Below are 1184 nucleotides of genomic sequence, written 5' to 3' on the forward strand. Positions count from 1 at the left end.
CGGGACGAATTGCGGGACACGGGGACTCCGTTCGTCACATACACGATGAACGCGGGTCACCGCCTGTGAAGCGAATTCGGTGGACGAAATCGTCGATTTCACCCTCGCCGCATCAGGTGAGAAGCGCGGCGTCGAGTACTCGGCGCGCCACCGCGGGATCGTCGACGTGGATCGAGACCCGGCTCACGAGCGCCGGACGGCGGCGGTGTTCGAAGAATGCCGGCAACAGGACGTCGACAGGTTCCGCGAGCATGAGGTCGAGATTGGTGCCGTCGGGTCCGGGCAGGAACAGCACCTCGCCATCCACGCGCGTCTCCGTCGGCCGGAAGCGGTGGCGAGGAGTGCATCGCTGCAGGTTGTCGGCGCCGATATGTGCCACGACCTGATGTCCGGCGCGCAGGACCAGGCCGTCCCGCGTCAGAAGATGCGGATTGACGACACGATCCGCGAGCCACCCGACCAGGGGAAGAAGTGAGCACACCGAGACGATCGACAACGTCCAGCGCAGCCACTCCCAGGGCACGAGTATGTGGACCACCGCGATCTCGATGACCGACGCCACGAGCCACGCGATCGGCACGCTCATCGTGCCGCGGGTGTAGCCGATCGTCGTCACCCCGGGGCCGGCATCGACTCGACGCCCTCGTATCAGCAACCACAGTGCGCGGTAGCTTCTCAGCTCCGCGCGCATCAGGGTTGCGGGCACGCGGCCGACGAGTTCGTCGAGCACCCTCGCCCATGGGGCTTCGGATCGGCGCAGAACTCGGATGCGCACCGCTCCGACGATCAGCACCAGGACCCCGAGAGGTAGCTCGAATCCGAGCCAGACCTTCAGCGCGGTCGCCGGGGCGAAGACGTCCAGCGCAGCAAGGACGGCGTTCGTGCAGGCCACTACTACGGTGAGGACAAGGGCGGCCCGGTGGACGAGCCGGACGGTGCGCTCGGTCATGACCGCGCTCCGTGCTGTTGCGGTCCCGATTGTTCGGCGACGCGCCGGACGAACCCGATCGCGACGGCCTGCTGGGCCGGGTCGGGCAGGAACTCGGCGAGAACGTCGATGTTCGATTCGAGGGCCGTCGCCGCCTCGGCCGCCCAGGAACCGAGCACCTCCACCATGATCGGGATGTCGTCGAGAAGTGCGGTCATGCCGTCGATCACGGCGGTGATCTCGTCGGCCGCGGCAG

General features: G+C 67.3%; 1 protein-coding gene and 1 pseudogene. Both read right to left on the minus strand.

Annotated elements, in window-relative coordinates; translation table 11 throughout:
* Nucleotides 1–112: 112 nt before the first annotated feature.
* Nucleotides 113–949: a hypothetical protein gene (locus tag R1101_RS0123890; RefSeq protein WP_016935677.1), complete on the minus strand. Its 837-nt coding sequence runs from the start codon at nucleotides 947–949 to the stop codon at nucleotides 113–115.
* A pseudogene (locus R1101_RS28545) lies at nucleotides 946–1184 on the minus strand (MerR family transcriptional regulator); the annotation flags it as partial. The pseudogene R1101_RS28545 and the gene R1101_RS0123890, both read right to left, overlap by 4 nt.

This window comes from Rhodococcus sp. R1101 (genome assembly GCF_000278445.1).
GTDB lineage: Bacteria > Actinomycetota > Actinomycetes > Mycobacteriales > Mycobacteriaceae > Rhodococcus > Rhodococcus gordoniae.